The organism is Cryobacterium sp. TS_SC_7 (assembly GCF_056156285.1).
In genome coordinates this window covers 2,708,237-2,732,255 of sequence record NZ_CM149589.1, presented here as the reverse complement: position 1 = coordinate 2,732,255, position 24,019 = coordinate 2,708,237, and the positions used below count along the sequence as shown (strand labels likewise).

At 68.9% G+C, this 24,019-nt stretch carries 18 protein-coding genes and 1 riboswitch; of the genes, 10 read left to right on the top strand and 8 right to left on the bottom strand.

Annotated elements, in window-relative coordinates; all coding sequences use genetic code 11:
• The first annotated feature begins 63 nt into the window (after positions 1–63).
• Entirely contained in the window at positions 64–1,032 is a 969-nt protein-coding gene (locus AC0J5J_RS12550) for a sugar-binding transcriptional regulator (protein WP_134424792.1), read from the top strand.
• Between the two features lie 19 nt (positions 1,033–1,051).
• Here the strand turns inward: AC0J5J_RS12550 and AC0J5J_RS12545 are convergent, their stop codons facing one another.
• Positions 1,052–2,197 (bottom strand): glycerol dehydrogenase, encoded by a 1,146-nt coding sequence (locus tag AC0J5J_RS12545; protein ID WP_474898296.1) that lies wholly within the window; start codon positions 2,195–2,197, stop codon positions 1,052–1,054.
• A 140-nt stretch (positions 2,198–2,337) separates the two neighbouring features.
• Positions 2,338–2,469, top strand: a riboswitch (FMN riboswitch).
• Between the two features lie 108 nt (positions 2,470–2,577).
• On the opposite strand from AC0J5J_RS12545, the gene ribD reads away from it, so the two are divergent.
• From ribD to AC0J5J_RS12520, 5 genes are all read left to right on the top strand, one after another.
• A complete protein-coding gene (gene ribD, locus AC0J5J_RS12540) occupies positions 2,578–3,594 on the top strand; it encodes a bifunctional diaminohydroxyphosphoribosylaminopyrimidine deaminase/5-amino-6-(5-phosphoribosylamino)uracil reductase RibD (protein ID WP_134424790.1) in 1,017 nt (338 codons plus the stop codon).
• Positions 3,595–3,603: 9 nt separating this feature from the next.
• Positions 3,604–4,236 carry a riboflavin synthase gene (locus tag AC0J5J_RS12535; protein WP_134424789.1) on the top strand — a complete coding sequence of 211 codons (633 nt, stop codon included), beginning with the start codon at positions 3,604–3,606 and terminating at the stop codon, positions 4,234–4,236.
• Positions 4,233–5,495, top strand: coding sequence for a GTP cyclohydrolase II (gene ribA, locus AC0J5J_RS12530; protein ID WP_134424788.1), 1,263 nt, complete (start codon positions 4,233–4,235; stop codon positions 5,493–5,495). Before AC0J5J_RS12535 ends, ribA begins: the two co-directional genes overlap by 4 nt.
• Positions 5,492–5,974 carry a 6,7-dimethyl-8-ribityllumazine synthase gene (gene ribH, locus AC0J5J_RS12525; RefSeq protein ID WP_474898295.1) on the top strand — a complete coding sequence of 161 codons (483 nt, stop codon included), beginning with the start codon at positions 5,492–5,494 and terminating at the stop codon, positions 5,972–5,974. Before ribA ends, ribH begins: the two co-directional genes overlap by 4 nt.
• A gap of 257 nt (positions 5,975–6,231) precedes the next feature.
• Positions 6,232–7,587, top strand: coding sequence for an MFS transporter (locus AC0J5J_RS12520; protein ID WP_134424786.1), 1,356 nt, complete (start codon positions 6,232–6,234; stop codon positions 7,585–7,587).
• A gap of 71 nt (positions 7,588–7,658) precedes the next feature.
• Here the strand turns inward: AC0J5J_RS12520 and AC0J5J_RS12515 are convergent, their stop codons facing one another.
• From AC0J5J_RS12515 to AC0J5J_RS12505, 3 genes are read right to left on the bottom strand one after another with little or no spacing between them, the layout of a single operon-like run.
• On the bottom strand, positions 7,659–8,483 hold the full coding sequence (locus AC0J5J_RS12515; RefSeq protein WP_134424785.1) for an ABC transporter permease: 825 nt from the start codon (positions 8,481–8,483) through the stop codon (positions 7,659–7,661).
• Complete coding sequence (locus tag AC0J5J_RS12510; RefSeq protein ID WP_474900230.1) at positions 8,480–9,325, bottom strand: ABC transporter permease; 846 nt, start codon at positions 9,323–9,325, stop codon at positions 8,480–8,482. Before AC0J5J_RS12510 ends, AC0J5J_RS12515 begins: the two co-directional genes overlap by 4 nt.
• Before the next feature lie 56 nt (positions 9,326–9,381).
• A complete protein-coding gene (locus AC0J5J_RS12505) occupies positions 9,382–10,308 on the bottom strand; it encodes an ABC transporter ATP-binding protein (RefSeq protein ID WP_134424784.1) in 927 nt (308 codons plus the stop codon).
• A 157-nt stretch (positions 10,309–10,465) separates the two neighbouring features.
• Between AC0J5J_RS12505 and AC0J5J_RS12500 the strand changes: the two genes are divergently transcribed.
• Complete coding sequence (locus tag AC0J5J_RS12500) at positions 10,466–12,625, top strand: ABC transporter ATP-binding protein (RefSeq protein WP_474900229.1); 2,160 nt, start codon at positions 10,466–10,468, stop codon at positions 12,623–12,625.
• 134 nt (positions 12,626–12,759) lie between these two features.
• Here the strand turns inward: AC0J5J_RS12500 and AC0J5J_RS12495 are convergent, their stop codons facing one another.
• The gene (locus AC0J5J_RS12495) at positions 12,760–15,831 is read right to left on the bottom strand and encodes an alpha-mannosidase (protein ID WP_474898293.1); all 3,072 of its coding nucleotides are present in this window, start codon (positions 15,829–15,831) and stop codon (positions 12,760–12,762) included.
• A 68-nt stretch (positions 15,832–15,899) separates the two neighbouring features.
• Complete coding sequence (locus AC0J5J_RS12490) at positions 15,900–17,381, bottom strand: MFS transporter (RefSeq protein ID WP_474898291.1); 1,482 nt, start codon at positions 17,379–17,381, stop codon at positions 15,900–15,902.
• A 55-nt stretch (positions 17,382–17,436) separates the two neighbouring features.
• Between AC0J5J_RS12490 and AC0J5J_RS12485 the strand changes: the two genes are divergently transcribed.
• Positions 17,437–18,006 (top strand): TetR/AcrR family transcriptional regulator, encoded by a 570-nt coding sequence (locus tag AC0J5J_RS12485; protein ID WP_474898289.1) that lies wholly within the window; start codon positions 17,437–17,439, stop codon positions 18,004–18,006.
• A gap of 94 nt (positions 18,007–18,100) precedes the next feature.
• On the opposite strand, the gene AC0J5J_RS12480 is transcribed toward AC0J5J_RS12485, so the two are convergent.
• On the bottom strand, positions 18,101–19,954 hold the full coding sequence (locus AC0J5J_RS12480; protein WP_474898287.1) for a phosphoenolpyruvate carboxykinase (GTP): 1,854 nt from the start codon (positions 19,952–19,954) through the stop codon (positions 18,101–18,103).
• 154 nt (positions 19,955–20,108) lie between these two features.
• Here AC0J5J_RS12480 and AC0J5J_RS12475 point away from each other — a divergent pair, with 154 nt between their 5' ends.
• Complete coding sequence (locus AC0J5J_RS12475; protein ID WP_134423729.1) at positions 20,109–21,551, top strand: helix-turn-helix domain-containing protein; 1,443 nt, start codon at positions 20,109–20,111, stop codon at positions 21,549–21,551.
• Positions 21,552–21,575: 24 nt separating this feature from the next.
• Here AC0J5J_RS12475 and AC0J5J_RS12470 read toward each other — a convergent pair whose 3' ends face one another.
• Positions 21,576–22,232, bottom strand: a complete 657-nt coding sequence (locus AC0J5J_RS12470) for a hypothetical protein (protein WP_474898286.1) — start codon at positions 22,230–22,232, stop codon at positions 21,576–21,578.
• Between the two features lie 186 nt (positions 22,233–22,418).
• Here AC0J5J_RS12470 and AC0J5J_RS12465 point away from each other — a divergent pair, with 186 nt between their 5' ends.
• Positions 22,419–24,017, top strand: coding sequence for an MFS transporter (locus AC0J5J_RS12465; RefSeq protein ID WP_474898284.1), 1,599 nt, complete (start codon positions 22,419–22,421; stop codon positions 24,015–24,017).
• Positions 24,018–24,019: the final 2 nt, after the last annotated feature.

The window sequence follows — 24,019 nt, the reverse complement described above, 5'->3', positions numbered from 1 at the left end:
TTCCACCCTGCTAGGTTCGACACAAACGGTCAAGCCGTGTGAACATATGTGCAAGGAGTCGAAATGGGCCATCTGGACGATCCGTCACTGTCCGACCGCACGAACGACGCCCTCACGGCGGCGCACCTGTATTACATGCAGGACCTGACCATGGAAGCCATTGCGACAGAGCTGCACACCTCCCGTTCCTCAGTGTCCCGCCTGCTCAGCCAGGCCAGGGCCAGCGGGCTCGTCGACATCCAGATCCGGTCCCCGCTGGACGCTCCGAGCCGGGTGGAGCAGCTGATCCTGGACCGTTTCCAGGTCACCGCGCACGTCGTGCCGGTGCCCGACCATGCCAGCGACGCGGACCGGCTGGAGCGCGTGGCCCTCTCGGTTGCACGAATTCTCGGTGAGTACTTCGACTCGAACATGATCATGGGCATCGCCTGGGGCTCGACCATGAACGCGGTCAGCCGCCACGTGACGCCCAAACGCACCCACAACGCGCAGATCGTGCAGCTGAACGGCGCGGGCAACACGCGCAGCACCGGACTCGACTACGCCAGCGAGATCCTGCAACGGTTCAGCACCGCGTTCGATGCCCGCCTGGAACAGTTCCCGGTTCCCACCTTCTTCGACGACCCGGCCACGCGCAGGGCCTATTGGCGGGAACGCGGACTGCGCCGCCTGCTCGAGATGCAGGGGAACATGGACGTCGCCCTGTTCAGCGTGGGCTCGCCGTTCTCCACGGTTCCCAGCCACGTGTACGTCGGCGGTTACCTCGATGACGACGAATTCGAGGCGCTGAGCAACGCCGGCGTCGTCGGAGACGTCGCGACGGTCTTCTACCGTGCGGACGGCTCGACCGACGGCATCCCGCTCAACGACCGCGGAACCGGGCCGGAACTATCGGTGCTGCGCCGCACCCCCCGTCGCATCTGCGTCGTGTCCGGCAGATCCAAGGTGGACAGTCTGCGCGGTGCGCTCGCCGCGGACCTGATCACCGACCTCTTCATCGATGAGAGCACGGCCCGGGCGCTCTGCGAGTGAGGTCGGCGGCGGCCCGACGTCAGTGCGTCGACACGTATTTGACGGGGGCCGGCAGTCCGCGTGCCACACGCACGGAACGCGAGAGCCGCTCGATCGATTTGAGGGCGTCGAGAACGTCGTCCGCCGTCACCACGAACGGCATGTTGTGGATGGTCTCCCCCGGCAGGGTTGCCGCTGCGGCGACGGCCCTCAGTTCCTCCTCGTCGTCAATGCCGAGACCGATCTCGGTCAGCGTGGTGGGGAGGCCGACGCGAGTGGTGAACTCGATGAAGTCCTCCACCTCGGCCTGCGGTGCTCCCTCGAGCACCAGCTGGGTCAGCGAGCCGATGTTCACCTTCTGCCCGTGAGTGAGACCGTGGGTCTGCGGGGCCGCGGTCAGACCGTTGTGGATGGCGTGGGCCGCCGCCAGGCCGCCCGACTCGAAACCGAGCCCGGACAGCAGCGTGTTCGCCTCGACGAGTTTCTCGAGGGCGGGAGTGACCAGGTTGTCACGCGCGGCATCGAGGGCGGGAAGGGCGTTCTCCCAGATGACATCCCACGACAACCGGGCGAGCGCGGTGCCGGTCTGGGTGGGTAGCCCGCCGGCCATCGTGGTCGCATGGGCGGCTGCCGTGGCCCGGGCCTCGAGCCAGGTCGCCAGCGCGTCGCCGACCCCGGCGATCAGGAACTCGACCGGTGCGTTGGCCACCATCTGGGTGTCGATGAGAACCAGATCGGGGTTGCGAGGGAAAAATCGGTATTCGACGAATTCGCCCTCGTCGGTGTAGATCACCGAGAGTGCGGAGGTGGGGGCATCCGTCGACGCCACGGTGGGCACGCTGACCCAGCGGATACCAGCCAGGAACCCGGCAGCCTTGGCCACATCGATCGTGCTGCCGCCGCCCACGCCGAGGACGACATCGGACGCGGTGGAGCGGATCGTCTCGACCAGCGCGTCGACCGCGGACTTGGTCGCGAACCGGCCGAATCCGACCCGTTCCACGCGGAGGCCGGCAGCGGCGAAACTCGCCGACACCTGCTCCCCGGCGAAACCCCACACGACGTCATCGGCAATGATCAGGGGTGCGGACCCGATCTGGGACACGAATTCGCCGAGGCGATCAATGGCTCCCTTGCCCTGCACGTACCGTCCAGGGCTCATAACCGTGCGGATTGGAGCGCTCATCAAAGACCTTCTTCCTGAGTGGATTGCGGCTGGATCGTCGTGCGTCGGTGGACACACTACGCCGCTGATTCGGCCGGTGCCGGGCCACCCTCTCGGCGGGGAATTCTTTCGCACGGGATGCGTTGAGATATAACTAGTAGTAAGTGCTCCGGGGTCGGTGTAATTCCGAACCGGCGGTGAAAGTCCGCGACCCGTGCCGCTCCTGGAGCGACACGGTTGAGCTGGTGAAATTCCAGCACCGACGGTTAAAGTCCGGATGAGAGGCGCACGAGTCGATTGGCCGTCCCGGTCGGTCGGCGGGTTTCGCGTTTGCGCGACCCACCTGGTGTTCGCCGCACCGAAAAACCCGGAGTTCGTTGACAAACGGACAGGACCCGGACATGACCGACCAGACGGCGCTCGAGGCCACCATGCGGCGCGCCCTCGCCCTGGCGGCGAACGGTCCGGCCACCGGGCCCAACCCGCAGGTCGGCTGCGTCCTCCTGAGCGCGTCCGGCGAGGTCCTCGCCGAGGGCTGGCACCGCGGTGCCGGCACCCCCCACGCCGAGGTCGACGCCCTGGCCCGGCTCACCCCCGGTGCGGCCCGCGGCGCCACCGCGGTGGTCACCCTGGAACCGTGCAACCACACCGGCCGCACGGGACCCTGCGCCCTCGCCCTGATCGACGCCGGCGTCGCCCGGGTCGTCTATGCCGTCTCCGATCCCGGCGTCTCCTCCTCCGGCGGGGCCGAGCGGCTCCGCGCCGCCGGCGTCGACGTGGCGGCCGGAGTGCTCGCCGACGCGGTCGAACCGTTCCTCGCCGACTGGCTGACCGCCGCCCGCCTCGGGCGGCCGTTCGTGACGCTGAAGTGGGCGTCGAGTCTCGACGGGCGCGCCGCCGCCGCCGACGGGACGAGCCGCTGGATCACCGGTCCCGAGGCCCGGCTGGACGTTCATCGGCGCCGCGGGGCATGCGGAGCCATCCTTGTGGGCACCGGCACGGTACTCGCCGACGACCCCGCGCTGACCGCCCGGGGCGCCGACGGACAGCTTCTGCCCGGTCAGCCGGTGCCCGTCGTGATCGGCACCCGCAGCATCCCGGCCGATGCGGCACTGCACTCCCACCCGCAGACGCCGCTGTTCTTTCCCACCCACGACCTGGCTGAGGTGCTGCGCGATCTGCACGAGCGCGGCATCCGTCGGGCGTTCATCGAGGGTGGGCCCACCCTCGCCAGCGCCTTCGTGGCGGCCGGGCTGATCGACGAGTACCTCGTCTACCTGGCCCCCACACTGCTCGGCGGCGGGCGGCTCGCCCTCGGCGACATCGGCGTGGCAAGCATCACCGAGCAGCGCCATCTGGCCATCGACCACTACGACCGCCTCGGCGACGACCTCCTCGTCGTCGCCCGGCCGAGATAGGACACACACATGTTCACCGGAATCATCGAGGAACTCGGCCAGGTCGAGAAGGTGGAGCGATCCGCGGATGCCGCGCGCCTCACCATCCGTGGGCCGCGGGTCGTTGCCGACGCCCGCCACGGCGACTCGATCTCGGTCAACGGCGTGTGCCTCACCGTGGTCGAGCAGACCGGCGACACGTTCACGGCTGATGTGATGGCACAGACCCTGTTCATGTCCACGTTGGGCTCGCTGCGGCCGGGCAGCCCGGTGAACCTCGAACGCGCCGCCCTGGTGGGCGACCGGCTGGGCGGCCACATCGTGCAGGGCCACATCGACGGCACCGGCACCCTGCTTCTCGTCACCCCCGGCGAGGCCTGGCGAGTGCTGCGATTCAGCCTCTCCCCCGAACTCGCGCCGCTCGTGGTGGGCAAGGGTTCCATCGCCGTCGACGGCGTCTCACTGACCGTCAGCAACATCAGCCCGGCGAGCGAACCGGAGCAGTGGTTCGAAGTCTCGCTCATCCCCGAAACCCTCACCGCCACGACGCTGGGACAGCGCGTGGCCGATGATCACGTCAATATCGAAACAGACATCCTGGCCCGCCACGTGGAGCGCATGCTCGCCGTGGCGGACGCGGGATCGAAAAGGAGCCACTCATGAGCCTCGCCGACATTCCCACCGCGCTGGATGCCCTCCGGCTGGGGAAACCGGTCATCGTCGCCGACGATGAGGGTCGCGAGAACGAGGGCGACGTGATCATCTCCGCCCAGCTGGCCACGCAGGAGTGGCTCGCCTGGACGGTGCGGTACTCCTCCGGTTTCATCTGCGCGCCGATGACGAACGACCTGGCCGACAAGCTCGACCTGCCGGTGATGGTGCTGAACAACGAGGACCCCCGCGGCACGAACTACACCGTGTCGGTCGACGCGGCCGACCGGCTCAGCACCGGGATCAGCGCCGCCGACCGTGCGCACACCCTGCGCGTGCTGGCCGATCCGACGTCCACGCCCTCCAGCCTGCACCGGCCCGGCCACATCATGCCCCTGCGCGCGATGGACGGCGGTGTGCGCGAGCGGGACGGCCACACCGAGGCGGCCGTCGACCTGATGAAGCTGGCCGGTCTCGCCCCGGTCGCCGGCATCTCCGAGATCGTGGCCGAAGACGGCGAGATGATGCGCCTGCCCGGGCTGCTCGCCCTCGGCGAGCGCGAGGGCGTGCTGGTGATCACGATCAAGGACCTGATCGCCTACCTGCAGGAGTTCCACACCGACACCGAGCTGCCCACGGTCAGCCCGATCCTCGAATCGCCGCGGGTCGACTTCGAGGTGGAGACCACCGTCCCCACCCGGCACGGCGACTTCCAGATCCGCGCCTACCGCGACCGGATGACCGGCGCCGACCATGTCGCCATCGTCTCCGGCACCCCCGCCGACGGCGCCCTCGTGCGGGTGCACTCCGAGTGCCTCACCGGCGAGGCGTTCGGCTCCCTCAAATGCGAGTGCGGTCCGCAGTTGGATGCCGCCCTTGAGACCATCCAGGAGCAGGGCGGAGTCGTGGTCTACCTGCGCGGGCAGGAGGGCCGTGGTATCGGGCTGATCAACAAGCTGCGCGCGTACAAGCTGCAGGAAGACGGCCTGGACACGTTCGACGCCAATCTGGCCCTCGGCCTGCCCGCCGACGCCCGCGACTACGGCGCGGCCACGGCCATCCTGCACGAGATGGGCCTCACCTCGGTGCGGCTGCTGACCAACAACCCGGAGAAGATGCGCCAACTCGAGGCTCACGGTGTGACCGTGACCGAGCGCGTGCCACTGGTCGTGGGTGTCGGCACGCACAACCAGGCCTATCTGGCCGTCAAGCGCGACCGGATGGGCCACCACATCGCCGAAACAGACATGCTGAAAGGAATCACACTATGAGCGGAGCAGGCTCCCCCGAGATCGAGATCGACGGAACCGGTCTGGACATCGTGATCGTCGCCGGCCGGTGGCATGACGTGATCACCGACGGGCTGATCGCCGGAGCGACCCGGGTGCTCGAGGCATCCGGCGCTCGTTTCTCGCTGGTGCGGGTGCCCGGCAGCTTCGAGCTGCCGGTGGCCTGCAAGGTGGCCCTGGACAACGGCGCCGACGCGGTCGTCGCGCTCGGCGTGATCATCCGTGGCGGAACGCCGCACTTCGAGTACGTGTCGGCGGCGGCGACGGATGGCCTCACCCGGGTGGCGCTGGACGCCGGCAAGCCGGTCGGTTTCGGCGTCCTGACCCTCGACGACGAGCAGCAGGGTCTGGACCGGGCCGGTCTGCCTGGTTCGAAGGAGGACAAGGGCGCGGAGGCCGCGTCGGCGGCCATCGCGACCGCGCAGCTGCTGCAGCGCCTGCGCGAGTTCGGCGTCGACTGATCCCGTTCCGGTCGAGCGCGCCCGTTCCACGGGGCACTCTCGACCGGAACGGGCACTGCGTGGCGGCATCCGGATCGTTATCTGAGCGTTAGCCGAGGATTGGCCCCTCGCCGGCTCCCCCCGTAGGGTGCAAGGGCGGCTGTCACAAACGGCCGCCCTATTCGCGCGGCCCATGGGGGGCAGCCGCTGACGCCTGATCGACGTCGGTTCCCGGCCCCGATGGTCCGCTTCCGCGTCACGTTCCGGAGCAATTCTCCATGTCAGCACCCACCACGTCGGCCACTCCCGTCGCCGCAGCACCCACGAACCCGCGCAGTCGCGTGATCCTCGCCAGCCTCATCGGCACGACGATCGAGTTCTACGACTTCTACGTCTACGCGACGGCCGCCGTTCTTGTCTTCCCGCACCTCTTCTTCCCCACCGGTAACGAGACCACGGCGCTTCTGGCGTCGTTCGCCGTCTTCGGCGCGGCGATGGTGGCCCGCCCCATCGGCGCTCTCGTCTTCGGGCACTTCGGCGACAAACGGGGCCGGAAGGCCACCCTGGTCGGCGCCCTGTTGACCATGGGCATCGCGACCTTCCTGATCGGGCTGCTGCCCACGTACGCCATGATCGGCTGGGTCGCACCGGCCCTGCTCGTGGTGCTGCGCCTCGCCCAGGGCTTCGCGCTCGGCGGGGAATGGTCCGGCGCCGCGCTCGTCGCCACCGAGAACGCCCCGGTCGGCAAGCGCGCCTGGTACGGCACGTTCCCGCAGGTCGGCGCCCCGCTCGGCTTCATCATCGCGAACGGGCTGTTCCTGGCCATCGCCCTGGCCCTGCCCTCCACCGACCCGACGCGCCCCTCGGACGCGTTCCTCGAGTGGGCCTGGCGCATCCCGTTCCTCTTCTCCGCCGTGATGGTCGTCGTGGGTCTCTGGGTGCGCCTGCGCCTGGTCGAGTCCGATGCGTTCACGAAGGTGGTCGCCACCAAGCGCGTGGAGAAGCTGCCGCTCGCGGCCGTGTTCAAGTCGCACTGGCGTCAGCTGATCCTCGGCACCTTCATCATGCTGGCCACCTACGTGCTGTTCTACCTGATGACCACGTTCACGCTCGGCTACGGCCGCGGCGCGACGGATGCCCCGGTGCCCGGTCTTGGATACAGCTACAACAACTTCATCCTGATGATGATCGTCGGCGTGCTGTTCTTCGGCGTGTTCACGCTGGCGTCCGGTCCCTGGGCCGACAAGCACGGCCGCCGCAAGACCCTGATCTTCGTGACCCTGGCGATCATCGGATTCGGCCTGCTCTTCGTGCCGCTGCTGGGCGCCGGGTTCGTCGGTGTGATGTTCTTCCTGATCCTGGGCTTCTCGCTGATGGGGATGACCTTCGGTCCGATGGGCGCGCTGCTGCCCGAGCTGTTCCCGACCAGCGTGCGCTACACCGGTTCGGCCTTCGCCTACAACATGAGCTCGATCCTCGGCGCCGCCGTGGCACCGTTCATCGCGATCTGGCTGTGGACCCTCGGCGAGGGCAGCCCGTTCTGGGTCGGCGTCTACCTGTCCGTGATGGCCGTGGTCACCCTGATCGCCCTGCTGCTGAGCCGCGAGACCCGCGACATCGACATCGAGCACTGAGCCGACGTCTCGACAGGCTCGACGGTCTCGACAGGCTCGACCACCGGTGGTCGAGCCTGTCGAGACCCAGGTCAGTCCAGGAACAGCGTGCGCAGGCGGCGGGTCGTGACGATCAGCCCGAGCAGGATCATCACGAGGTAGTAGAGCACGTGCCAGAGCAGGGCCGGTTCGACCTGGCCGGTGGTCAGGCCCCGCACGAGCTCGACCCCGTGCCAGAGCGGCAACGCCTGGATCACGTACTGGATCGGCTGCGGGTAGACACTCAGCGGATAGAACGTGGCCGAGAAGAGGAACATCGGCAGCAGCAGGAAGGTGATCCAGTCCATCTGTTGGAACGTCTTCATGAAGCTCGTCACGGCCATCCCCACGCTCGCGAAGCCGAACGCGATCAGCAACACGGCCGGCAGGGCCAGCAGCGCCCACCAGGACAGGTTCAGCCCGAGCGCCTGCATCACGACCAGGAAGCCGGTGGCGTACAGCGCCCCGCGGAGCAGCGCCAGCGAGATCTCGCCGAGCGCGACATCCAGCGGGCCGAGCGATGTGGACAGCATCCCCTCGTAGAGTTTCGCGAACTGCATCTTGAAGAAAACGTTCCAGGTGGAGTCGTAGATGGCGCCGTTCATGGCGGCCACCGCGAGCAGGGCCGGCGCGATGAACGCCGCGTACGGCACCTCCTGGCCCGACTCGGTCGTGATCGTGCCCACCAGCGCGCCCAGGCCGAGGCCCATCGAGAGCAGGTAGAAGATCGGCTCGAAGAAGCCGCTGACCACGACCAGCCAGTTGGTGCTCCGGGTCGCCTGCCAGCCCCGGAGCATGACGCTGCGCGCGTTGCCGGCGTAGAGCGCGCCAAGCGGACGGGATGTCGCAGCATCCGTTCGACGATCGGTGTCGGTCATTTGTTCAGTCGCCTCGCTGTGATGCGCCGCGCCCAGGTCCAGCCGAGGGCGAGCAGCACGCTCAGGTAGAGCACGTGCAGCACGCTCAGCCAGATCGGTTCGCTCGCGCCGTAGGAGAACACCCGGGCCAGTTCGGTGCCGTGCCAGAGCGGCGAGATCCAGCCGATCCACTGCAGCCAGACCGGCAGCACGCTGAGCGGGAAGAACGTGCCGGAGAACAGCGTCATCGGCAGCACGATGAACCGCATCACCATGGCCAGCTGGCCGGTGTCCTCGGTGAGGGTGGCCGTGTACGCCATCAACAGGGCGCCGAAGCCGAGGCCCGTGAGCACTGCCACGAAGACGGCCAGGAACCCGGCCGCCGACGGGACCGCCCCGAAGACGAGCATGAACGCGAAATAGACGGCGCAGGTCAGGAACATGCGCACGAAGACCGAGATGACCATGCCGTTGATGATCTGTCCCGGCTGGATCGGGGACGCGTTCATGCCGAAGAACACCGGGTTCCACTTGAAACCGAGCATGATCGGGTAGGTGAACTCCTCACCGGCTACGGCGATCGCGGCGCTGCAGAGCAGGGCGGGAGCGACGAACGCCAGGTAGCTGACCCCGTTCACGGCATCCGCGCCCAGGTTGGCGTCGACGAGCGTGGCCAGGCCGACCCCCATCGCATAGAGGTAGATGATCGGGTTGCCGATGGCGGTCACCGTCACCGTCTGCGCGTAGGAGCGCATCACCCGGAACCGGTGCTCGGCCACGTACCACGAGCCCCAGCGCCGGGCCCGCCGGGTGGAACGGATGGCCCGGTCGCCGACCGAGCCGGGCGCCGGGACCGTCTCCATCGGGTCAGCGTGCCGCTGGGCCCCGCCACCCGGATCGGCGCTCATTCGATCGGCGCTCATTCGATCAGGGTCCGTCCGGTCAGGCGCAGGAACACGTCTTCCAGGCTGGAGCGCCGCACCAGGCTGGTGATCGGCGTGAGGCCGGCCTCCACGATGCGCACCAGCTCGGACTCGCCGTTCTCGCTGTAGATCAGGATGCGGTCGGGCAGCACCTCGATGCGGTCGCCCATCCCCGCGATCTGCGCGGCGACGTCGGCGTTCAGGTCGGAGCCGAACCGCACCTCGAGCACCTCCCGGGAGGAATAGGTGCGGATCAGCTGCGCGGGGGCACCCTCCGCCATGATCACACCCTTGTCGATCACGACCAGGCGGTCGCAGAGCTGCTCGGCCTCGTCCATGTAGTGGGTGGTGAGCAGCAGGGTGGTGCCCTGCTCCTTGAGCCGGAACAGGCGGTCCCAGAGGATGTGCCGGGCCTGCGGGTCGAGGCCCGTGGTCGGTTCGTCGAGCAGCAGGATGCTCGGGTCGTTGATCAGGGCCCGGGCGATCGTGAGGCGTCGCTTCATGCCCCCGGAGAGCATGTCGACCTTCGCCTTCGCCTTGTCCTCCAGCTGGGCGAAAGCCAGCAGCTCGTCGGCGCGGCGGGCCACCTGAGCCCGTGGCAGGCCGAAGTAGCGGCCGTAGACGAGCAGGTTCTCCCGCACCCGCAGCTCGGTGTCGAGGTTGTCGGCCTGCGGCACAACGCCGAGCCTCGAGCGGATCTCCGGGCCGTGCCGGTTCGGGTCGAGGCCCAGGATGCGCAGGTCTCCGCTCGTGCGGGTGGAGACGGCGCCCACCATGCGCATGGTGGTCGACTTGCCGGCCCCGTTCGGGCCGAGGAGACCGAACGATTCCCCGGGTGCCACCTCGAAGCAGACGCCGTCGACGGCGGCGAAATCCTTGTACTTCTTGACAAGATTCTGGGCAACAATGACTGGCTCCGGCACAGTTCCTTACTGTAGACCGCCGGGGCAATCCCCCGGGGGATGCGGTTAAGCTCATCTGGTGAGTACCCCCAGCAGCCCCCGTTCCGCCGCCCGCCCCACCGCCGAACCGACCTCCCGACCCGCCGGTCGCCCGGCCGGTCGCGGCCGCCTCGGCCGGATGGGACGGCGCGCCGATGCCGGCGGGCCCCGCGCCACGTTCAGCCAGCTGGTCCCGTACCTGCTCGAGCACAAGAAGGTGCTCGGCTTCGTCGTCGTGCTCAGCGTGCTCGGCGCGCTCGCCAGCCTCGCCCAGCCGCTCCTGGTCAGCCAGGTCATCACCATCGTGCAGGAGGGCGACGCGCTCGGCGGCCTCGTCTGGGCGCTCGTCGCGCTCGTCGTCGTCTCCGCCCTGATCAGCGGCTACCAGCACTACCTGTTGCAGCGCACCGGTGAGGGCGTCGTGCTGTCCAGCCGGCGCAAACTCATCGGCCGGATGCTGCGCCTCCCGATCAGCGAGTTCGACACCCGGCGCACGGGCGACCTGGTCTCCCGGGTGGGGTCGGACACCACGCTGCTGCGGGCCGTGCTCACCCAGGGTCTCGTCGAGGCGATCGGCGGGTCGCTCACGTTCGTCGGCGCGCTCATCGCCATGCTCGTGATCGATCCGGTGCTGCTCGGGCTGACGGTGCTGGTGATCGCCGTGTCGGTGGTCACCGTCACGCTGCTGTCGCAGCGCATCCGTACCGCCAGCCTCGCCGCGCAGGAAAAGGTGGGTGACCTCGCCGCCAGCGTCGAGCGCGCCATCAGCGCGGTGCGCACCGTGCGCGCTTCGAACGCCACCGACCGGGAGATCGCCGCCGTCGAAGAAGACGCCAAGGGTGCCTGGCGGATGGGCATCCAGGTCGCGAGGATCTCGGCCCTCGTCGTGCCGATCGCCGGCATCGCCATGCAGGTGTCGTTCCTGGTGGTGCTGGGCGTGGGCGGCTTCCGCGTGGCCAGCGGCACCATCTCGATCGCGGACCTGATCGCGTTCATCCTGTTCCTCTTCCTGATGATCGTGCCGCTGGGTCAGGCGTTCGGCGCGATCACCTCGGTGAACGCCGCGCTCGGCGCTCTCGGCCGCATCCAGGAGATCATCGACCTGCCCTCCGAGGACCAGTTCGACCGCGACATCGCCCCGCTGGCCATCACGGTCGGCGCCGCCAACGAATCGGTGCGGCCGGATGCCCCGGCGATCTCGTTCGAGAACGTGCAGTTCGGTTACCTGGTCGCCCCGGTGGCGACGGATGCCGCGGCTGCCGGTGACACCGGCCCCGGCTCGGTCCCGGCCGCTTCAGCCCCGGACGCTTCGGCCCCGCCCGTCGCCGGTCGCTCCGCTCACACGGCGACCGACGCCGAGCTCGTCGCCGCCGAGAACGCCATGATCGAGTCCGCCGTCGACGTTCCGTTCGTGCTGGAGACCGCCATCGTGGTGCCGGCCGTGCTGGAGGCAGTGCTGGCCGAACCGGACCTCGCCGCGGCCGATCTCGCGGCAGCGGAGCGCGCAGCCGCCGAACGGGCCGCGGCGGACGCCGCGACGCGGGAGGCCGCCCAGGCCGCCGCCGATGCCGCCGACCGCGCGACCGAGCGCTCGGACGCCGACGCCGCGGGCGAGCCGCGCCCCGTGCTGCGCGGTGTCTCGTTCAGCGCCCCGCGGGGCAAGCGCACCGCCCTGGTCGGCCCGTCCGGCGCCGGCAAGAGCACCATCCTCGCGCTGATCGAGCGGTTCTACGACCCGACCGACGGCGTCGTACGGATGGGGGGCCTGGACATCCGGACCCTCGATCGCACGGCCCTGCGCTCGCAGATCGGTTACGTCGAACAGGATGCCCCCGTGCTGGCCGGTTCCCTGCGGGACAACCTGACCCTGTCGACGCCCGACGCCACCGACGAGGAGTGCATCGCCGTGCTGCACGCCGTGAACCTCTCCGAGGTGCTCGAGCGTGACCCTGCCGGGCTGGGCGCGGCGGTCGGCGAGTCCGGCGTGATGCTCTCCGGCGGCGAACGCCAGCGGCTGGCGATCGCACGGGCGCTGCTGGCGGCGCCGCCCATCCTGCTGCTGGACGAGTCCACCTCGAGCCTCGACGGCGTCAACGAGCAGAAGATGCGGGCCGCGATCGACGCCGTCGCCGTGGACCGCACGTTGATCGTCATCGCACACCGCCTGTCGACCGTGGTCGATTCCGACCAGATCGTGGTGCTCGACCACGGCCAGGTCGTGGGCACGGGCACCCACTCCGAGCTGGTTGCCTCGACGCCGCTCTACCGCGAGCTCGCCAAGCACCAGCTGCTCGTCTAGCCCCCGCGCCCTGAACGAATTCGACGGAGATTTTGCTCTGAACCGCCTGTTTCGGGCCTGAAATGCCTGATTTGGGCAGAATCTCCGTCGAATTGGTTAGCGTCGCGGGCGGGTGTGGCGGGGGAGGCGGGCGGTCAGGGTCGCGTGAAGCGCAGGGTGACCAGCTGGAAGGGACGCAGCTCGAGCGTCAGCGCGGGGCCTTCGGCTGCGAACGCCGCCCGGGGCTCGGCCAGCGGGCGTTCAAGCAGGTCGGTTTCGGTGACATCCGTCGCCTCGAAGTGACGGATGACGCGCGCCCGCGCCCGCGTGCCGTGCGCCTCGTAGAGCCGCACGATCAGATCTCCGCTGCGGTCCTCGGCCAGTTTGACCGCCTCGACCACGATCGCCGGGTGGTCGATCTCGATCAGCGGCTCCACGCGGGACGCCCGAACCCCGCCCACCGTGCGCAGCGGCAGGTTCAGCCGGTAGCCCACCGCGACCGCCTCGGGGATACCTGCCCCGACCACGAGCGACACGCGCAGTTCATGCCGGCCCTGGTCGGCCGTGGGGTCCGGGAACACCGCGGCGCGCAGCAGCGACAGCCGCACGGTCGTGACGGTTCGGCCCGCCGCATCCGTCGCCCGGCCGATGTCGTGGCCGTATGTCGAGTCGTTGGCCACGGCCACCCCATAGCCGGGTTCCCCGACGTGCACCCAGCGGTGGGCGACCGTCTCGAAGCGGGCGGCGTCCCAGGAGGTGTTGGTGTGAGTGGGCCGGTACACGTGCCCGAACTGGATCTCGGATGCCGCCCGGTCGGCGTGCAGATCGAGCGGGAACGCCAGTTTGAGCAGCTTCTGCCGCTCATGCCAGTCGATGTCGAGGTGCAGGTCCACCGCCGTCGATCCGACTGCCAGGGCGATCTCCTCGACCACCCGGGACGAGCCGAAGGCGCGCGTGACCCGCACGCCCACCTGCTCCGGGGTGTCGGTGAAAACCTCGACGGACTCGGCCGCCACCAGGTCGACGGTGTTGCGCTTGTAGTGCAGGTCGATGTCCCAGGCGTCCCACTGCGTGGGGGTGTCCCGGTGCAGTTGCAGCAGGTTGCCGCGCGTACCGGCCGGGATCAGCTCACGCCCCGCGACGAGGTCCCGCACCGAGGCAAGGAGCCCGTCGGCGTCGATCGTGACGGCCATGAGGCCGTTGGCCAGCACGAGCCCGGCCGGTGTGCGCCGCACCGTGGCCCGCGGATGCCCCGAGCCGGCGGCGAGACCGGCGGCCGGCCCGGCCACAGCTCCCGCGGCCTCCCCACCCAACCCCGGTATGCCGTCAACGGCATACGGGCCTGCGTTGAGCGTGACGGAGCCGTCCCCGACCCCGCACAGCTGCCGCACGGATGCCTCGATCAGAATGCGAAGCGTCTCGGCCACGACGGCATGATTGCGCTCGGCCTCCTGGTGCACCCACGCGATCGACGACCCCGGCAGGATGTCGTGGAACTGCTGCAGCAGCACGGTGTGCCAGGCCTGCTCCAGAACCGCATACGGGTAGTCGGCGCCCGCCGAAACGGATGCCGCGGTCGCCCACAGCTCGGCCTCCCGCAGCAGGTGCTCGCTGCGCCGGTTGCCGCGCTTGGTGCGGGCCTGCGACGTGTAGGTGCCGCGGTGGAATTCGAGGTAGAGCTCTCCCGACCAGACCGGCGGCTCCGGGTACTCCGCTTCGGCCGCCTCGAAAAAACGTCGCGGGGTGGACAGTTCCACCGTGGGCGAGCCCTCCAGCGACGCAGTGCGGCGGGCGGCGGCGATCATCTCCGCCGTCGGGCCGCCACCGCCGTCCCCCCAGCCGAACGGCACGAGCGAGGTGTTGGCCGCGCCCTTCTCGGAATACCGGCGCTCGGCCCGGGCCAGCTCCTCCCCCGACAGCTGCGCGTTGTAGGTGTCCACCGGCGGGAAGTGCGTGAAGATCCGTGTGCCGTCGATCCCCTCCCAGCGGAAGGTGTGATGCGGCATCAGGTTGGTCTCGTTCCACGAGGTCTTCTGGGTCAGGAACCAGCGCGACCCGGCCGCCGCCACGATCTGCGGCAGAGCCGCCGAGTAACCGAACGAGTCGGGCAGCCACACCTCGAGCGGCTCCACCCCGAACTCCGCCATGAAGAACCGCTTCCCGGCCACGAATTGCCGGGCCAGCGCCTCACCGCCGGGCATATTGGTGTCCGATTCCACCCACATCCCGCCGACCGGCACGAAGCGCCCGGCCGCCACCTGTGCCGTGACCCGCTTGAACAGCTCCGGGTAGTGCTCCTTCAACCAGGCGTACTGCTGGGCGGATGACGCGGCGAACGCGAAATCCGGATTCTCCTTCATCAGGGCGAGCACGTTCGAGAACGTGCGGGCCACCTTCCGCACGGTTTCCCGCACCGGCCAGAGCCAGGCGCTGTCGATGTGCGCGTGGCCCACCGCGTGCAGCCGGTGGGCGCTGGTGTTGGCGGGGCTGGCCAGCACGGCGGCCAGCGCAGCCCGGCCGGGGGCGGCGGTGCCGCTCACGTCGTCGGGGTCCATCAGGTCGATGCAGCCCTCGAGGGCCCGCAGGATCTCCGCTCGCCGGGCCAGGCCTGCCGGAAGTTCCCGCATCAGCCCGGTCAGGGTCCAGAAATCTTGCGCGAGTTCCCACACGGTGTCATCCCGCAGGGCGAGGTCCACCTGCCGCAGCCGGTAGATCGGCTCGGTCCCGGCCGTCGCCGGGTCTCCCTGCGCGGTGGCCACGAAGGTGAAGCCGGTGGTCACGTCCGGGTTGGCCGCCGCCTCGATGTACAGGTCGACCGGGCCGCCGGGCACGACCTCCAGCGGAACGCTGCGGTTGCGGGGTTCGACCGCCTTCAGCACCACGCCGTCCGGAGTCCAGACCAGACCCTCGGCCTGGAAGCCGGGCGTCGCCTTGCTGAACCCGAGGTCGACGACGAGTTCGAGCCGAGTCCCCTCCTCGGCCGCCCAGTGTTCGGGCACAGTCCCGGTGACGTGGAACCAGGTGGTTCCCCACGGCCGACCCCAGGCGCGACCCGTGGCGAACGGCTCATACGTCTGGCGCACGGCCTCATGGAAGGGGACCGGGGCATCCGTCACCGACCAGGCTTCGACCTGCAACGAAACGGATGCCCGGTGCACCGCCGGGCGCAGCCGTTCCCGAACGAACCGGTCGATGCGTTTCTCCACGAGCGCGCTGTCGTCATGCATGCCGGCATCCTACGACTCACGCCGATCCGCTCCGAGGGCGGAGTCCGGTCGCGCGGGACCTGTGAGGCCTAGCCCAGGTGCACGACCTCCGGAGCCCCGAGCAGGTCCGCCTTCGAGTGCTTGACCATGAAGAAGGAGATCGGCGCCGCGAGCAGGATGAGGCCGGCCGCCCAGACGAACGCCACGGAGTATCCGCTCACGAGCGCTTCGAGCTGCACGGTCGGGGTCACCGGGTTGGAGCTCAGGTACCCGGCGATGGCCGCGGTGTACAGGGCGGTGAACAGCGCGGTGCCGATCGATCCGCCGATCTGCTGTGTCGCGGAGACGGCCGCGCTGGCCACCCCGGCGTCGTGCGCGTCGATTCCGGCCAGAGCCACGTTCTGCAGCGGCACGAAGATGAACGCGAGGCCGATACCGAGCAGGATGACTCCCGGCAGCACCCGCAGCGCGTAGGCGTCGTCGACCGTGATGAACGAGAGCCAGCCGAGCCCGGCGGCCGCGATGACCGGACCGACCGTCATCGGCAGGCGCACGCCCACCCTGGGCAGAATCCCGGACAGCAGGGCGGCGCAGACCATGATGGTGGCCGTCATCGGCAACGAGGCCAGGCCAGCGCGCAACGGTGAGTAGCCCAGCACGATCTGGAAGTACAGGGTCAGGAAGAAGAGCCCGCCGAGCAGGGCCGTGCCGGTGAGCATCGACACCAGGAAGGCGCCACCGCGCACCCGGTCGGTGACGACCCGCAACGGCAGCAACGGGTTCGTGGCCCTGGCCTCGACGGCCACGAACGCGACCAGGAGCACCAGGCCGAGCGCCAGGAAACCGATCGTCGGAACGCGACCCCAGCCGTTTTCAGCCTGACTGAAGCCGTAGACCAGCGACGCCAGCCCCGAAACGATCAGGATCGCGCCGGGCAGGTCATAGCGCGTGTTGCCGGATGCCCTGCTCTCGTGGATGAGCGGAATCGCACCGACGATGGCCACCAGGGCGATCGGCACGTTCACCAGCAGGCACCAGTTCCAGCTCGCGAACTCCGTGAGCACCCCGCCGAGCACCAGGCCGACGGCCGCACCGCCGCCGCCGATTGTGCCGAAGACCGCGAAGGCCTTGATCCGGTCCTTGCCGCCCGGGAAAGTGATCGTGAGGATGGCGAGCGCCGCCGGGGCGAGGAGAGCCGCAAAGGCGCCCTGCAGCCCGCGGGCCAGCAGGAGCTGCTCCGTGGTCAGGGCGAAACCACCGATCATCGACGCCGCCGCGAAGCCGGCCATCCCCACCAGGAAGGAGCGCTTGCGCCCCCAGTAGTCGGCAATGCGCCCGCCGAGCAGCAGGAGCGAGCCGAACGCGAGCGCATAGATCGTGACCACCCAGGTGCGGTCGGCGTCGCTCATCCCCAGTTCCACCTGGGCGTTCGGCAGTGCGATATTCACGATGGTGCCGTCGAGGACGACCATCAGCTGGGACAGGGCCAGCACGGCGAGGAGCCACCAGCGGCGTGGGTGGTCGGCAGGGTCAGGATGCGACGGGGCGGCGGTCGTGCTGGGGGCAGTCATGCAGGTGGTCCTATTCAAACGAACTGGTTGGTTGGGAAGAGCTATAATCATACCCATGAGAGCTGACGGTGAAGCGACGCGGGACCGAATTCTTGTGGCTGCCCAGGCGGAATTCGCGCAGTTCGGCCTGGCCGGAGCCCGCGTCGACCGCATCGCGGTGGCCGCCCGGGCGAGCAAGGAGCGGCTCTACGCCTATTTCGGCGACAAAGCGGCGTTGTTCGCGGCGGTCCTCGAGACCAATCTGCGCGAGGTGATGGCGGCGATGCCCCTCGACGCGGCCGACCTCCCGGGGTTCGTCGGCGGGGTGTTCGACCATGTGGCCGATTTCCCGGAGCATCTCCGAATGATGGACTGGGCGCGGTTGGAAGGTTCGGCGGGGGTCCTGCCGGTCACCCCCGAGTGGAGAACAGGTCCGGAGGCCCGCGCCATCGCCGAGCGGCAGAGCCAGGGTCTGATCGACCCGGCCTGGGAGCCGGAGGACCTCGTCACGGTGCTCTTCTCCATCGCCACCGCGTGGGTGCACGTTCCCCGTGTCTTCACCGAACCGGCGGAATCGCCGGCGACCTCCCGACAGCGCCGCCGCGCCGCCGCGGTCACCGCCGCACGCAAGGTCATCGCCCCCTGAAACGGATCCCGCGAGAGCGCACAATACGCCCTCACGGGAGTGCCGTGAGGGCGTATTGTGCGCTTTCGCGGAGCGGATGTCCGCGGAGGGGGCGCTATGCGTTGCGCAGGTTGTAGCGCACGCTCGCGAGTTCGGAGAGGAGTGCCGGCGGCACCCGGTCGCCGAACTGGGCGAAGTACTCCTCGGTGAGGTCGCATTCGGCCAGCCAGGACGCCGGGTCGATCGCGAAGAGCTGATCGACATCCGTCTCGGCCAGGTCCAGACCCTTGAGGTCGAGGCCGCCCGCGACGGGGAGGTGTCCGATCGGGGTGTCCCGGGCATCCGCGAAGCCCTCGATGCGGCGCACGATCCACTCGATCACGCGGGAGTTCTCGCCGAAACCGGGCCAGAGGAAGCTGCCATCGGCGCCCTTGCGGAACCAGTTGACCTGGAACACCTCGGGCGCCTTGCTGCCGAGGCCCTTGCCGACCTTGAGCCAGTGCGCCCAGTAGTCGGCCATGTTGTAGCCGCAGAACGGGAGCATCGCGAACGGGTCGCGGCGCAGTTCGCCGACGGTGCCCTCGGCGGCGGCGGTCTTCTCCGAGGAGATGGTCGCGCCCATGAACACGCCGTGCTTCCAGCTGCGGGCCTGGGCCACCAGTGGCACGTTCGTCGCGCGGCGTCCGCCGAAGAGGATGGCGTCGATCGGGACGCCGCCGAAGGCCTCCCAGTCGTCGGCGATCGACGGGCACTGCGCGGCAGCGACCGTGAAGCGGGAGTTGGGGTGCGCTGCCGGGCGGCCGGAGGCGGGCGTCCAGTCGTTGCCCTCCCAGTCGATGAGGTGGCTGGGCGTGGTCTCGGTCAGACCCTCCCACCACACGTCGCCGTCGTCGCGCAGGGCGACGTTCGTGAAGATCGTGTTGCCCCAGACCGTGGCCACGGCCGTCGGGTTGGTGACCTCGCCGGTGCCGGGGGCGACGCCGAAGAAGCCGGCCTCCGGGTTGATGGCGTAGAGGCGGCCGTCGGGGCCGGGGCGCAGCCAGGCGATGTCGTCGCCGATGGTCTCGACCTTCCATCCGGGGATGGTCGGACGCAGCATCGACAGGTTCGTCTTGCCACAGGCCGACGGGAACGCCGCGGCCAGGTGCGACACGCCGCCCTCCGGTGAGGTGACCTTGATCAGCAGCATGTGCTCGGCCAGCCAGCCCTCGTCGCGAGCCATGACGGATGCGATCCGCAACGCGAATGACTTCTTCGAGAGCAGGGCGTTTCCACCGTAGCCCGAGCCGAACGACCACACCTCCCGGGTCTCCGGGAACTGAACGATGTACTTGGTGTCGCTGCACGGCCAGGAGACGTCCTCGCGGCGGGCCCCCTCGGCGTCGACCAGCGGGTAGCCCACGCTGTGCACGGTGTGCACCCAGGGTGCCCCGCCCTCGATCAGGTGCAGGACCTTCTGGCCCATGCGGGTCATGATGCCCATGTTCAGCACCACGTAGGGCGAGTCGGTGATCTCGACGCCGAGCTGGGAGATGGGGCCGCCGAGCGGGCCCATCGAGAACGGAACGACGTACATCGTGCGGCCGCGCATGCTGCCGGCGAACACGCCCTGCAGTTCGCCGCGCATGGCGTCGGGGTTGGCCCAGTTGTTGGTGGGACCGGCGTCTTCGGGGTCGACCGAGCAGATGAAGGTGCGGTCTTCGACGCGCGCGACGTCCGACGGGCTCGTGCGGGCGAGGTAGCTGTTGGGGCGCCATTCCGGGTTCAGGTGGATGAGCTTGCCCTCGGCGACGAGCTGTTTCGCGAGCAGGTCGGCCTCGCGCAGCGACCCGTCGCACCAGACGATGGCGTCGGGCTGGGTCAGCCGGGCGATTTCGTCCACCCAGGCCTGAAGGTTGGGGTCGGTGGTGCCGGCAGCATTGCGGGACTCGCCCCCGCCGGTCTCTACTCGAGAATTCGCGATGGTCATCTCCTGGCCTTTCGTGGTCAATCCGGTGTGAACCAGCGGTCTGCAGTCATGGAGAGGCGTAAATTCCGCCTCTCCATCAAGAATGATCCATAAATCGACATCTGCGACGAACGAATCAGGTTAAGAACAACGGTTTTTTAGATATCGTTAAGGAATGACCACACGCGCCGCTGATCTGATCACTCTGGGACTCCGCATCCGTCATTTCCGCTCTGAACGGGGCTTCACCCTCGACCAGCTCGGTGAGCATGTGGGCATGGCCGGCAGCCAGCTCTCCCTGATCGAGAACGGTCGCCGTTCCCCCAAGCTCTCGACGCTGCAGGACATTGCCACAGCCGTCGACGTGCAGCTCACGGACCTGCTCAAGAACGAACCGCCGAACAACCGCGCCGCCCTCGAGATCGAGTTGGAGCGGGCTCAGCGCAATCCGCTCTACGGCGCCCTCGGCCTGCCCCGGGTGAAGATGACCAAGGGCATGCCGATGGCGGCCCTCGAATCCCTGCTCGGACTGCACCGGGAGCTGGCCCGCCGTGCCAGCGAGGCCATCGCCACCCCGGAGGAGGCCCGCCGGGCGAACACGGAACTGCGCGAACGGATGCGTGAGCAAGACAATTTCATGCCCGACATCGAGCAGCTGGCCGAGGAGCGCGTGCGGGCATCCGGGCACGTGTCGGGTGCCCTCACTCACCGGGAGGTGAGCGTGATGGCCGAGCAGCTCGGTTTCAGTCTCATCTACGTGAACGACCTGCCGGGCTCGACCCGGTCGGTCACCGATCTGGTCAACCACCGCATCTACCTGCCGCCGGCGTCCATCCCCGGCGGTCACGGCCTGCGCTCGATGGCCCTGCAGGCGATGGGCCACCGGCTGCTCGGTCACGAGCGCCCGGCCAGCTACGCCGAGTTCCTCTGGCAGAGGCTGCAGATCAACTACTTCGCGGCCGCCTGCCTGATGCCGCAAGCCGCGTCGGTCGCCTTCCTCTCCCACGCCAAACGCGAACGCGAACTCTCGGTCGAGGACTTCCGCGACGCCTTCGGCGTGACCCACGAGGCCGCGGCGCTGCGCCTCACGAACCTGGCCACCTCGCACCTGGACATGCCGCTGCACTTCCTCCGCGTCACCGGCGACGGCGCCCTGCAGAAGGGCTACGAGAACGACGACCTCCCCTTGCCGGCCGACGTGACGGGCTCGATCGAGGGCCAGTTCGTCTGCAAGCAGTGGAGCGCCCGCAGCGCGTTCACCCACACCAACCGCACCACCGAGTTCTACCAGTACACCGACACGCCCGCCGGCACCTTCTGGTGCGCCACCCAGACCGGGGCGACGGATGCCCGCGAGTTCTCGATCAGCGTCGGCGTGCCGTTCGTGCAGGCCAAGTGGTTCCGCGGCCGGGAGACCACCCAGCGCGCGGTGTCCCGCTGCCCGGACGAGTCCTGCTGCCGCCGTCCGGCGTCGGACATCTCGGCCCGCTGGGCCGACAAGGCCTGGCCGAGCGCCCGCCTGCACGCGCATGTGCTGTCGCCGTTACCCAGCGGCACCTTCCCCGGCGTCGACGACACCGAGGTGTACGAGTTCCTCGAGGCGCACGCCGCCGAGTAAATCGCCGACCGATGCGTTTCCGAGCTAGCCGACGCTCAGACCGCTGGCGACCTGGGCGACGACGTTGTAGGCGTTGTCGTTCGCCGGAAGCGTGAAGAGCGCGGTGTAGTAGTCCTGCTCCGGCGTCACAATCTGAATCTCGGCTTTGAAGAAGTCACCGGGAATGTCACCGTAGCCCTCCGCCTGGTAGTTGACGACAGGCCAGACGATGACAGCGGAGTACGTGGCGCCGGCAACGTCGAGGCGGTACGACTCCGTACCCTCACCGGAACTCCACTCACCGTCCCATTCTGTCTTCGGCAGCCCGCAGCTGAACATCACAGACTGCACCAGGTACTCCTCCTGACCGTCAACGGTATGGGTCAGCGACGGTTCAGCGTTGTTCTGGAACAGGATCCGGGCGTCCGGCTGGTCCACCCGCTCCCAACCGGCGGGACCGGCGAAGTTCAGGGCGGCGCACGATCCCGGTTCCCAGCCGGCAGGTGCCGTGGCGGTCAGTCCGGCGAGAAGCGGCAGTGCATCGACCCCGGCCGGCGCGACCGTCGGCGTGGGTGTGGCGGTCGCGGCCGACGGCTTTTCAGCCGCAGGTGCCGCGGTGGTCGGCGCTGAGCATGCGGCCAGCGAGACGAGGAGCGATGCGCTGAGTGCGACGGTGAGCAGCGTGCGTGTGACAGTGAACACGTATTCCTTTGGTGGTATGAAACGAACTGCAACATCCGGATGCTGCACAGCACTCCTGCGCGGACGCGCCGCCGCTAAACGTTACCGGGAAGACGGCTCAGGTGACAGGCCCCGTTCGGGGCTTGGGGCCGCCGGCCGGCTCATCGGCACTCCCCCGCCACGCCGGGCGGGACTATGTTGACCCGCATGACCGAGGCAGCCAGGCCCAGCGCTCCCACAGCCGCAACGGGCAATCCCAAGCTCGCCATCCTGCTGGCCATGGCCATGTTCGTGCTCGTCGTCGACACCTCGCTGATGAACGTGTCCATCTCCGCGGTGGTCGAAGACCTCGACACGACCGTGAGCGGCGTGCAGTCGGCGATCGCACTCGAGGCGCTGGTCTCCGCCGCGTTCATCCTGATCAGCAGCAAGGTCGGCGACCTGATCGGACGCAAGCGGGCCTACGTGCTCGGACTCGTGGCCTACGCCATCGGCGCTCTGGCGATGACGCTCGCTCAGAGCCTGACCGCGATCATCATCTTCTGGGCGGTCGTGGGCGGTCTCGGCGCGTCACTGCTACTGCCCGCCATGCAGTCCCTGATCCACGGCAACTTCGAGGGGGCCGCCCGCAAGAAGGCCTACGCCCTGGTGGGAGCCGCGGCGGCGATCGCCGCCGCCTTCGGGCCTCTGCTCGGCGGTTTCGTCACGACCTTTCTGTCCTGGCGGGTCGGCTTCCTGCTCGAACTCATCATCATCGCGGTCGTGCTGACCGGTATCCGCCTCGTGCGTGACGTGCCCTACACCGGTCGGCGGCAGATCGACGTGGTCGGCGCGATCCTGTCCGTCGTCGGCATGGGCGGTGTGGTGCTCGGCATCCTGGTCTGGCAGGAGGGAGGCGAGTTCGTCGGGTTGACCATCGGGATCGGGGTCGTAGCACTCGGGCTGCTGGCCACCTGGCTCGTGCGCCGCAAGAAAGCGGGCACGCTCACCCTGCTCGACCCGGGGCTGTTCGCGCTCCCGCAGTTCCGCATCGGGATCACCCAGCAGATGCTGCAGCAGATCACCCTGGGCGGTGCCATGATCGCGCTGCCGATCTTCCTGCAGATGACGCTCGAATACAACGCCATGCAGGCCGGCCTGTCCATCGCCCCGTTGTCGCTCAGCATGTTCGGCGTGGCCGTGTTCGCCGGGCGGCGGGCCGGGAAGCGGCGCCCTGCCACCATCGTGCTCTGGGGTTTCCTGCTCACCACAGCGGGGATGATCCTGATCGTTCCGATCGTGCCGCGCGCAGACCTGGGCGTGGCGCTCCTGATCCCGCTGGTGATCGCCGGTTCGGGGCTGGGCCTGCTGGTCTCCCAGCTGAACAACTACACGCTGTCCCCGATCGAGGAGGAACGCGTCAGCGAGGCCGCCGGGGTGAATTCCGCGGCCGGGTCATTCGGGCTGTCGTTCGGCCTGGCGATGGCCGGCGGCATCATGCTGGCCGTGCTCTCCCTGTCGTTCACCAACCTGACCGGCGAGAGCTCCGTGATCCCCGCCGCTCAGCAGCAGGAGATCGCGATGATCCTGGAGGAGGACGCCCAGGTGATCAGCAATGCCCAGTTGGAACCGCTTCTGGCCGAGGAGTCGCCGGACGTGCAGGACGAGATCCTCCGCATCAACACGGCCGCCCGGAACCTGTCCCTGCAGGTGGCGCTCCTGGTGCCGATCCTTGCCGGCCTGCTCGGATTGCTGAACTCGTTCCGAATGAGGCGCCTACCGGATCCCGCCGCGTCCGGCGCCCTCGACGGCACCTCGCTGGGCTGAGG

Bases quoted from the DNA above. Each gene is read 5' to 3' on its own strand.
- AC0J5J_RS12510 (WP_474900230.1), bottom strand. From the start codon at position 9,325: ATGGAGACGGTCCCGGCGCCCGGCTCGGTCGGCGACCGGGCCATCCGT.
- AC0J5J_RS12490 (WP_474898291.1), bottom strand. From the start codon at position 17,381: ATGACTGCCCCCAGCACGACCGCCGCCCCGTCGCATCCTGACCCTGCC.
- AC0J5J_RS12465 (WP_474898284.1), top strand. From the start codon at position 22,419: ATGACCGAGGCAGCCAGGCCCAGCGCTCCCACAGCCGCAACGGGCAAT.
- AC0J5J_RS12545 (WP_474898296.1), bottom strand. From the start codon at position 2,197: ATGAGCGCTCCAATCCGCACGGTTATGAGCCCTGGACGGTACGTGCAG.
- AC0J5J_RS12515 (WP_134424785.1), bottom strand. From the start codon at position 8,483: ATGACCGACACCGATCGTCGAACGGATGCTGCGACATCCCGTCCGCTT.
- AC0J5J_RS12485 (WP_474898289.1), top strand. From the start codon at position 17,437: ATGAGAGCTGACGGTGAAGCGACGCGGGACCGAATTCTTGTGGCTGCC.
- ribH (WP_474898295.1), top strand. From the start codon at position 5,492: ATGAGCGGAGCAGGCTCCCCCGAGATCGAGATCGACGGAACCGGTCTG.
- AC0J5J_RS12500 (WP_474900229.1), top strand. From the start codon at position 10,466: ATGGGACGGCGCGCCGATGCCGGCGGGCCCCGCGCCACGTTCAGCCAG.
- AC0J5J_RS12535 (WP_134424789.1), top strand. From the start codon at position 3,604: ATGTTCACCGGAATCATCGAGGAACTCGGCCAGGTCGAGAAGGTGGAG.
- AC0J5J_RS12550 (WP_134424792.1), top strand. From the start codon at position 64: ATGGGCCATCTGGACGATCCGTCACTGTCCGACCGCACGAACGACGCC.
- AC0J5J_RS12495 (WP_474898293.1), bottom strand. From the start codon at position 15,831: ATGCATGACGACAGCGCGCTCGTGGAGAAACGCATCGACCGGTTCGTT.
- ribA (WP_134424788.1), top strand. From the start codon at position 4,233: ATGAGCCTCGCCGACATTCCCACCGCGCTGGATGCCCTCCGGCTGGGG.
- AC0J5J_RS12480 (WP_474898287.1), bottom strand. From the start codon at position 19,954: ATGACCATCGCGAATTCTCGAGTAGAGACCGGCGGGGGCGAGTCCCGC.
- AC0J5J_RS12475 (WP_134423729.1), top strand. From the start codon at position 20,109: ATGACCACACGCGCCGCTGATCTGATCACTCTGGGACTCCGCATCCGT.
- ribD (WP_134424790.1), top strand. From the start codon at position 2,578: ATGACCGACCAGACGGCGCTCGAGGCCACCATGCGGCGCGCCCTCGCC.
- AC0J5J_RS12520 (WP_134424786.1), top strand. From the start codon at position 6,232: ATGTCAGCACCCACCACGTCGGCCACTCCCGTCGCCGCAGCACCCACG.